Annotated in this window: 10 protein-coding genes; 7 read left to right on the forward strand and 3 right to left on the reverse strand. The window is 49.1% G+C overall.

The window, feature by feature from the left end:
• Window positions 1-253: 253 nt before the first annotated feature.
• Window positions 254-1,453, forward strand: a complete 1,200-nt coding sequence (locus tag HOM51_20105; protein ID MBT5036822.1) for an MFS transporter — start codon at window positions 254-256, stop codon at window positions 1,451-1,453.
• 33 nt (window positions 1,454-1,486) lie between these two features.
• Window positions 1,487-2,236: a peptidylprolyl isomerase gene (locus HOM51_20110; protein MBT5036823.1), complete on the forward strand. Its 750-nt coding sequence runs from the start codon at window positions 1,487-1,489 to the stop codon at window positions 2,234-2,236.
• Window positions 2,237-2,238: 2 nt separating this feature from the next.
• Here HOM51_20110 and HOM51_20115 read toward each other — a convergent pair whose 3' ends face one another.
• Both HOM51_20115 and HOM51_20120 read right to left on the reverse strand, forming a co-directional pair.
• Window positions 2,239-2,538 (reverse strand): hypothetical protein, encoded by a 300-nt coding sequence (locus HOM51_20115; protein ID MBT5036824.1) that lies wholly within the window; start codon window positions 2,536-2,538, stop codon window positions 2,239-2,241.
• 21 nt (window positions 2,539-2,559) lie between these two features.
• Window positions 2,560-2,748 (reverse strand): hypothetical protein, encoded by a 189-nt coding sequence (locus tag HOM51_20120; GenBank protein ID MBT5036825.1) that lies wholly within the window; start codon window positions 2,746-2,748, stop codon window positions 2,560-2,562.
• Between the two features lie 189 nt (window positions 2,749-2,937).
• Here HOM51_20120 and HOM51_20125 point away from each other — a divergent pair, with 189 nt between their 5' ends.
• Window positions 2,938-3,624 carry a helix-turn-helix transcriptional regulator gene (locus HOM51_20125; GenBank protein MBT5036826.1) on the forward strand — a complete coding sequence of 229 codons (687 nt, stop codon included), beginning with the start codon at window positions 2,938-2,940 and terminating at the stop codon, window positions 3,622-3,624.
• On the opposite strand, the gene HOM51_20130 is transcribed toward HOM51_20125, so the two are convergent.
• Window positions 3,602-4,450, reverse strand: a complete 849-nt coding sequence (locus tag HOM51_20130) for a taurine dioxygenase (GenBank protein ID MBT5036827.1) — start codon at window positions 4,448-4,450, stop codon at window positions 3,602-3,604. The two genes, HOM51_20125 and HOM51_20130, sit on opposite strands and share 23 nt — an antisense overlap.
• Before the next feature lie 520 nt (window positions 4,451-4,970).
• Between HOM51_20130 and HOM51_20135 the strand changes: the two genes are divergently transcribed.
• The 4 genes from HOM51_20135 to HOM51_20150 form a co-directional block, all read left to right on the forward strand.
• On the forward strand, window positions 4,971-5,801 hold the full coding sequence (locus HOM51_20135; GenBank protein MBT5036828.1) for an SUMF1/EgtB/PvdO family nonheme iron enzyme: 831 nt from the start codon (window positions 4,971-4,973) through the stop codon (window positions 5,799-5,801).
• A 203-nt stretch (window positions 5,802-6,004) separates the two neighbouring features.
• Window positions 6,005-7,153, forward strand: a complete 1,149-nt coding sequence (gene nirK, locus HOM51_20140; GenBank protein ID MBT5036829.1) for a nitrite reductase, copper-containing — start codon at window positions 6,005-6,007, stop codon at window positions 7,151-7,153.
• A 79-nt stretch (window positions 7,154-7,232) separates the two neighbouring features.
• Window positions 7,233-7,946, forward strand: coding sequence for a c-type cytochrome (locus HOM51_20145; protein MBT5036830.1), 714 nt, complete (start codon window positions 7,233-7,235; stop codon window positions 7,944-7,946).
• A gap of 66 nt (window positions 7,947-8,012) precedes the next feature.
• Window positions 8,013-8,163, forward strand: a 151-nt coding sequence (locus HOM51_20150) for a protoheme IX farnesyltransferase (GenBank protein ID MBT5036831.1), incomplete at its 3' end; no start/stop codon positions are given.

An 8,163-nucleotide genomic window follows, 5' to 3' on the forward strand; every position in this document is an offset into this window, starting at 1 on the left:
CGACTATACAACTTGGCCCGATCAAGTAACAGTTCAAAAGCAGTGACACCGCCATTGGTTGGCGCGAACGGTCAAAAATGTGGGCGTTCGTTTGGCTCAGGTGGGAATTTCGTTCTTCCCCTAAACCGACCATCATGGGAATATTAATGCTCTATAATATAATGAAATCCATTTCTTTGAGTATGTGCATCGACTATAGACGCGTATGGAAAGTACCGAAGAACCCCAATTAGAATCGCGATATGCGTGGTTCATGACCATCGTAGCCTCTGCGATTATGGGCATGGGCGCAGGTGCCCTTATTTCAATTTCGACCTTTTTAAAGCCGGTCATTGCTGAATTTGGATGGCTTCGGGGTGAGGCATCGTTCGCCTACATGGCGGGCGCAATTGTTTTGGGCTTTAGTGGGATCGGTATGGGGTGGCTATCGGATCGATACTCTACCCGCCCCGTGATTATTGTTGGTGTTATCGCTGTTGGTGGGTCGTTGGTCTTATTGTCGACCCAGACCGCCCTATGGCAATTTTATTTGTATTACTGCATCTTGGGCGGGTTTGGAATTGCTGCCTTCGATGCACCCCTTATCGCCAATGTGGGAAACTGGTTCAATCGCAATAAGGGCTTGGCCTTGGGGATTGCAACCGCTGGTCGGGCCTTGGGCCAAGGCGGCATACCGTTCATTGCTGGATTGCTGATATCGTCAACCGGGTGGCGCGATGCCTACTTTATTCTTGGGATTACGTGTTGGGTGGTTTTGTTACCGCTTGCCTTATTGGTTCGCAATCCGCCGGGATTGGCAGAGGCCAAGGCAGCTTCGCGGAAGGCAAATGTAGCGGACATAGAAAAAGCTTATCCGGTTCGGCCCAAGTTAGCCATCGGCTGGGTCGGCGTTGCGTCTATGTTTTGTTGTACCTGTATGGGAACGGCGATGGTCCATGCTGTTGCAATTGCCCAGGATGCCGGGCTCGGCGCAGAACAGGCTGCCGGCGTGATCCTAATAATCTATGTGTCTGGATTTTTCGGCCGACTTTCGTTTGGGAAAATGTCGGACCACATTGGCGGTATTCGCGCCTATGGACTGGCGTCGTTGGGACAAACTGTATTTGTCTTCTGGTTTACCCAAATGGAAGGGATAGCTGGATTTTACGCCCTTGCCGTTTTCTTTGGGTTTTTTATGGCGGGTGTGATGACCGGACTGGTGGTTTCCATTCGAGAACTAACCCCCATTCACATGCGGGGAACGGCCAATGGGTTTATGCATTTACTCGCTTGGTTTGGCATGGGGTTTGGCGGATATCAGGCAGGGCTGTTCTTTGACTGGTATGGTAACTATATAATCTCATACGCGAATGCTGCGGCTGCAGGCCTGATTAACTTGGTTCTCGTCGGCAGCCTTTACTTATACATTCGCCGGAAGACCCCTCTGCAGGTGCCAGTGGGCGTGAGCGGATAAATAATTGGTTTCATTTAAGCAGGACGAATTCTCATGATACGTAAGTCGACATTCTTTTTATTTGTTGTTTTGGCGACCCTCTTCGTTGTTGGTACAGCGCATGCGGCAAGCAAACTCCAAGTGAAGAATTTAGTGACCGGAACCGGTGTCGAAGCCGTGCGTCATTCTAAAGTCACGGTCCATTACACAGGCTGGTTAATGAATGGTACCAAGTTTGATTCCAGTGTTGATCGCGGCAAGCCATTTGATTTTACCCTTGGTGGGGGCCAAGTCATTCGCGGCTGGGATCAAGGTGTCGAGGGCATGAAGGTCGGTGGCAAGCGGGAACTGATCATTCCGCCTAAACTCGCCTACGGTCAGCGGGGAGCCGGCGGCGTTATCCCGCCCAATGCGACCCTGAAATTCCAGGTCGAGTTGTTGGCTGTGGCGCTGCCTAAATACAACAACGTGGACAATGCCACCTTAAAATCTTTGCTGAAGAAGGGTGTAAAGATCGTTGATATCCGACGTCCGGATGAATGGAAATCAACGGGTGTGATCGAGGGGAGCAAACTGATAACTGCCTTTGATGGTAACGGAAACTTTAATCGTGCATTTCCGGGTGAATTTGAAAGTTATGTCGGCAAAAAGGAAGGCGTCATTTTAATTTGTCGCACCGGCAACAGGACGTCGGTCTTGTCCCAAATGCTGACCGAACAAGCAGGGTTCTCGAAGGTCTACAACGTGACCGACGGGATCGTAAAATGGATCGACGGTAAAAACCCGGTGGTTAAAGCCCCTTGAAATTAAAGCCCTTTAATTAGGCGCTCAACGTCTTCCTTGCCCAAGTATTCTCGGTTGCCGTCACCGTATACGAGCTTCCCTTTGCGATCAAAAATGAAGTTCGCTGGAACGTAGACCAACGGAGAAAATGCCTTCACGATGTCTGGTGTTTCACTGATCACTTTAATGCCGGGATGAAATTCGCGCACCATGCGTTTAAGGCGTGCTGGCGACGGATCACCGTAACGGCCTTCGGTCCAGCTGATCGCGATTATACTTAGCTCGTCGAGGCCTTTTTCATTTAGAAATTCACGGAGTTGCACGAACTCCGCACGGCAGGCACTTCACCAGCTGGCAAAAAATGTTACCAAAACCGGTTTATTGGCGAAGGTGTTTTGGTTCACGCCCGAACCTTGCAACGGCTTTCCTGCCATTAACGCCGCCTTTACAGAATCGCTGAGATGAATTTTTTGTCCGCTGTCGGCACGCAAGGGGGCGACAAAAACAAAAATACCAAAGGCGACGAAAAACAAATTTCGGATCATTTTCATAAGGGGTACCTCAAAACCATTCCGGAAGCCAAGTCTCGCAACATTTATGTCCTAAATCTAGTATCTAATTTCGTGATGCCCATAAACTTTTCGTGAGGGGCAAAAAGGTTTCCGAAAGTCTGCCAAATATGTATGATTTAGCTACATTTTGTGTAGTTATAGGGAGTGGCAATGACGAGTTATGGACAATTTTGCCCTGTCGCGAAAGCGACGGAAATCGTTGGCGACAAATGGACCATGTTGATCTTGCGCGAATTGCTGATGGGGACAACTCGGTTTAACGACTTTCAACATTCGATGTCGCGGATTTCTCCAACTGTTCTTAACAAGCGGCTAAAAATGCTGGAGGCCAAGGGCGTCATAATCCGCCGGCGTCAGTCTGGACTGAGAGGACACGAATATCGCCTGACGGCTATGGGGAAGGAGTTGGAGCCGGTTGTCGAGAATCTGGCAATTTGGGGAATGCGCTGGGCGCGCGGACAGATGTCTGATGACGAATTAGACGTAGAGCTTTTGATGTGGGATATCCGGCGCCGAATTGACGCGGATAACCTGCCAGACGGTGAAACCGTGCTTTGCTTCACGTTTACCGATCTCGAACATTATAAGACTTGGTGGCTGGTTTTTTCCGAGGATGATGTTGACCTTTGTACCGAAGACACGGGCAAGGATGTTGATCTTTACGTATCTTCCGAATTACGCACCATGATTGAAGTCTGGGAAGGTGATCGAAGTCTAAAATCAGCCCTGGATGAAGAACGCATCACGGCCATCGGCAGTCAGCACCTCATCCGAAATATGAAAGACTGGTTCAGCCTTTGCTCCGTTGCCGATATCAGACCGGCCGTGCCCCGTTAACCGTAACCCGGTTCATGTAGCGTTTATGATTTGGGTAGTCGTTCAGCGCCCGATGCAGGAGGCATCTGTTGTCCCAAAACGCGACCGACCCATCGCGCCAACGGAACCGGCAGGTGAATTCCGGTTTGTGGGAGTGTTCGATAAGATAATCGAGAAGTGGGCGACTTTCTTCTTCGGTCATATCGGCGAAGCGGTGCGACCGCCCGATGTTGACGTACAGCGCTTTTAATCCGGTTTCAGGGTGGGTGATGACAACAGGATGCACGCTTTCCGGCTCTTCAGCCTCGTCCGCGTCATCACGCAACTTGGTCGTCATATCTGCGTTCTTTGCCTGGGCAATCTTTGGCGACTGAATTCGGTTGTCGTGTACCGCCCGCAGCCCCGCCAGCATCTGCTTCATACCATCGGACAGGCTTTCGTAAGCCATGTACTGATTTGCAAACAACGTGTCGCCGCCAACCGGTGGCGTTTCGAGCGCGTATAGAATGGAGCCCAATGGAGGCTCAGGCAGGTGGGTCAAATCTTGATGCCAAATGCCGCCGACGACTTTCGAGCTTCCAGGATCCTTGCGAATTTGGAAGACCTCTGGATTGTCGGCCAACGAAACGTACCGCGGATGAACATTAAGCGTCCCAAACCGCTGCCCAAAGGCCATATGCTGTTCTTCCGTCAAGGTTTGGTCGCGAAAGAAGATCACCTGATGATCACGAAAGGCTTGTTTGATTTCATCAAGTGTCTCGTCATCGAGTTCCTGCGACAGGTCGACGCCATGGATTTCAGCGCCACAGCTCGTCGCAATCGGTTCGACCTTAATATGATTGTTGATCACCTAAATTCTCCTCTTAACGTGGCCATACCCCAAGAGTATTAAAACATGATCCAATTAAACAAGCACGAAGCTTAGAATTTACCGCCCAAGGTCGGGAAAAACGATGCATAAACATCATCGAGGTTTTGCGACCTTTACTCTTGGCGAATTTCTTCGGGTTGGTTAGCCACTTGTCCAGCGTTGCCTCGTCCCACGAACAACCCGACAACATCTACAAATTTGATTTGAGTCAACTTAGGGCATCACATTGATCTGTATAATGAATTTCGTCGAGCCGACCTCATCTTATGTTAATCGTAAGAATGAATTAAAGCGGCTCTAATTAGTCCAAATTTTAGCAGTATGTCAGGGCTAAACTTCGATGAGTTTGTGTAGTGATATGAACGAAGAGAATAATTACAACTTGGAAATCTCTCGCGGAACGTTCCTCTTGAGTAAAGGGGTTTCCGGTGTCGCTTATTTTAAAAGTTTTCGGAAGGCCGGATGCTTATCAGAGCCTAAACGTTAGGAGAGTGACGTGCGATACCGTTTGATAATTTCAATTTTTTCCATTGGCTTAGTGTCTTTGGCACTGGTCGGTTGGGGAATAACTAGGAACGTTGACGACGCGGCAAAGATCCTGCCCGGATTGGAAATGACGAAGGTCGAGACGGGTGATTATAATTTGACAATCCTAGTGCCCAATTACCTCGGCAGAAAATACTACTCTAAACCGGTCAGCATTAAGCAGCCCTTTTATATTAGCCGATTTGAAATCACCATCGAGCAGTGGAATAGATGTTTTAACGATGGTGGTTGTTCCCATAAAGCGAAGCAACGCCGCTACCAGACAGATTCCCACCCGGTTACGCGCGTATCGTGGTTCGATGCCTATAAGTTTACCAATTGGCTATCGAAAAAAACTGGGAATTCGTACCGTCTGCCGACAGAAGAAGAGTGGGCCTACGCGGCATTTGCCGGCAAAGATGTTACCAAAGACACCATCGACACCTTAATTAACGAACGCCAAGCGGTCCGCACGGCGACGCTTAGCCGGTTCCGAAAAACACGTGAAATTGGTGGTTATGGTAGAAATCCGTGGTCGATTGCAGACATGACGGGTTCGGTTTGGGAGTGGACACTGACGTGCAGATTTTCTTCTGACGAAGAAAGCAGAAGAAATTGGACATTGGCCCAACTCAGCGATCCGAATCTTTGCCCTAACCGAGTGGTTCAAGGCGATGAGAGAGCCCATGTTCCGTATTTTGTTGATAAAACGTATACCGGCGGATGCGGCACCGGCAGTCCAGTCGACCACATTGGCTTTCGCGTTGTTAGGCAAGTCAGCAAACTAGAATCATATTTATAGCAGCTAAGCTTTTGATCTTTCTTCATCATCAGCGATTCCGAATTGTCCCCAAAATTGATTTGGGTCAATTCGGAGACATAATCTGTTCTGTATAACGAACTCCATCATATCGACCTCAACTTAATGATCGTTGTGAGAATGAACTGAAGCGGTCCGAGTAAGACTGAATTCCGGGCTAAATTTCCATGAGCTGGAGCACTCAAATGTATAAAGCGACTAAAAATAATCAAGGCGTCTCTCGTAGAACATTCCTTTCAAGTACGGCTGCCGCCGGTGTTGGAACACTAGCAGTCGAATTAACTTCACGCTCGGCCGAGGCGGCTACTCAAATTGCCGCAGCCGATATTAGTAAATTGCCGCGGGTAAAGCAGGAGTTAGTTGCCCCACCGTTTGCGCCCAAACATGACCAGGTTGCCAAGGGCGGACCAAAGGTTGTCGAAATTACCATGGTCATTAAAGAGAAAAAAATGGTTCTCGACGATGACGGAACTGAAATCTGGGCATTGACTTACGATGGTTGGGTTCCCGGTCCATTGGTTATTGTCCATGAAGGCGATTACGTCGAATTGACCCTGATTAACCCGGAGTCAAATGCCATGGAGCACAACATTGATTTTCATGCTTCCACGGGTGCCCTTGGTGGCGGGGGGCTAACACACGTTACACCTGGTGAAGAAACAGTCTTGCGCTTTAAGGCGACCAAGCCTGGCGTTTTCGTTTATCACTGTGCGCCTGGTGGTGTGATGATTCCCTATCATGTTACCCATGGCATGAACGGCGCAATTATGGTTCTGCCGCGCGATGGCCTTAAAGATAAAGCTGGAAAGCCCATTCGCTATGACCGGATTTATTATATCGGCGAGCAGGATTACTACGTGGCCAAGGATAGCGAAGGTGAATATAAAAAGTATGAAACCGCTGGCGAAGATTACGCTGACTATTTGGAAACCATGGCCACCCTGACGCCCAGCCACATTGTATTCAATGGTGCGATTGGCGCATTGACGGGCCCCAATGCCTTGAAGGCAAATGTTGGTGAAACGGTTATGATCATCCATTCCCAAGCCAACCGGGACACCCGGCCGCACCTTATTGGCGGGCACGGTGACCATGTTTGGTCTGGTGGCTCGTTCACGGATGATCCACAAACCGGGTTGGAAACTTGGTTCATTGCTGGCGGCGCTGCCGGTGCTGCGACCTACACATTTTTGCAGCCGGGAATCTATGCCTACGTCAATCACAACCTGATTGAGGCTGTGCTTAAAGGTGCAGCGGCTCACTTCTCCGTAAAAGGAACGTGGGACAATGATCTAATGAAGCAGGTCAAAAAACCAAGCCCAATTAAGAAATAGGTTGGCCCGCTAAAATGTTAGTAATGTATAGTAGTATAAAATCGCCTCATGGAAGGCGTAAGCAGATCAGGAGATTGCGGTGAAATTTACGAGTATAATTCCCATATTTGCGGCGGCTGTTGTCCTTGTTGCGACATCTACCGCAGTGGTAGCCGGTGACGCTACTAAAGGGAAAAAAATTGCCAAAAAATGTACGGCGTGCCACACCTTGAACAAGGGTGGGAAAAATCGACTGGGTCCAAACCTGTATGGCGTCATTAATCGGCCAGCCGGGGCAGTCAAGGGATACAGGTATTCAAAGGCTTTAAAGTCATCGAAAGTCATCTGGAACGAAGCCTCTTTTACCGAGTTTGTGACAAAGCCTAAAAAGTTTATCAAACGCACAAAGATGAGCTTTGCGGGTATCAAGAATGCCGAACAAAGAAGAGATTTGATTGCTTACTTCCGAACTCTGACAGACGCTTCACAAGTTCAGGAATCTCATGGTGATCCTGTTGCCGGTAAAATTGTCGCGGTCAACCAATGCACAGTTTGTCACACCTTTAAAAAGGGCGGGAAAATGCTTTTCGGGCCCAATTTATTTGACTCTTATGGCAAACCCTCTGGTCGGGTTAAGGGATACGCATATTCCAAGGCTCTCTTAAAGGCGAAATTGACATGGACGGATGCAAACTTGATCGAGTTTTTGGCTAATCCGGAAAAGTTTCTCCCGGGGACAAAAGCAAAATTCCCAGGCGTTAAAAGCGCTAAACAAAGAGCCGACGTGGTCGCTTATTTGAAAACCTTCCAATAGGCCGGGCCTAGTTTGATGGCGCGGACCGTAGAGAATAATGCCGCTCCTTTAGCACCACCTCAGGTAATTGCAACGCAATCACCTGAGGTCGTTGCAGTTGCGGCAGGTCCGCGTCTGAAAGACTACGCGCTGTTGCTAAAACCCCGGGTGATGTCGCTGGTCGTGTTTACCGGGCTCGCTGGAGTGTATCTGGCCCCTGGTAGCATCGACTTTATGA

The organism is Rhodospirillaceae bacterium (genome assembly GCA_018660465.1).
Taxonomy (GTDB): domain Bacteria; phylum Pseudomonadota; class Alphaproteobacteria; order Rhodospirillales; family JABJKH01; genus JABJKH01.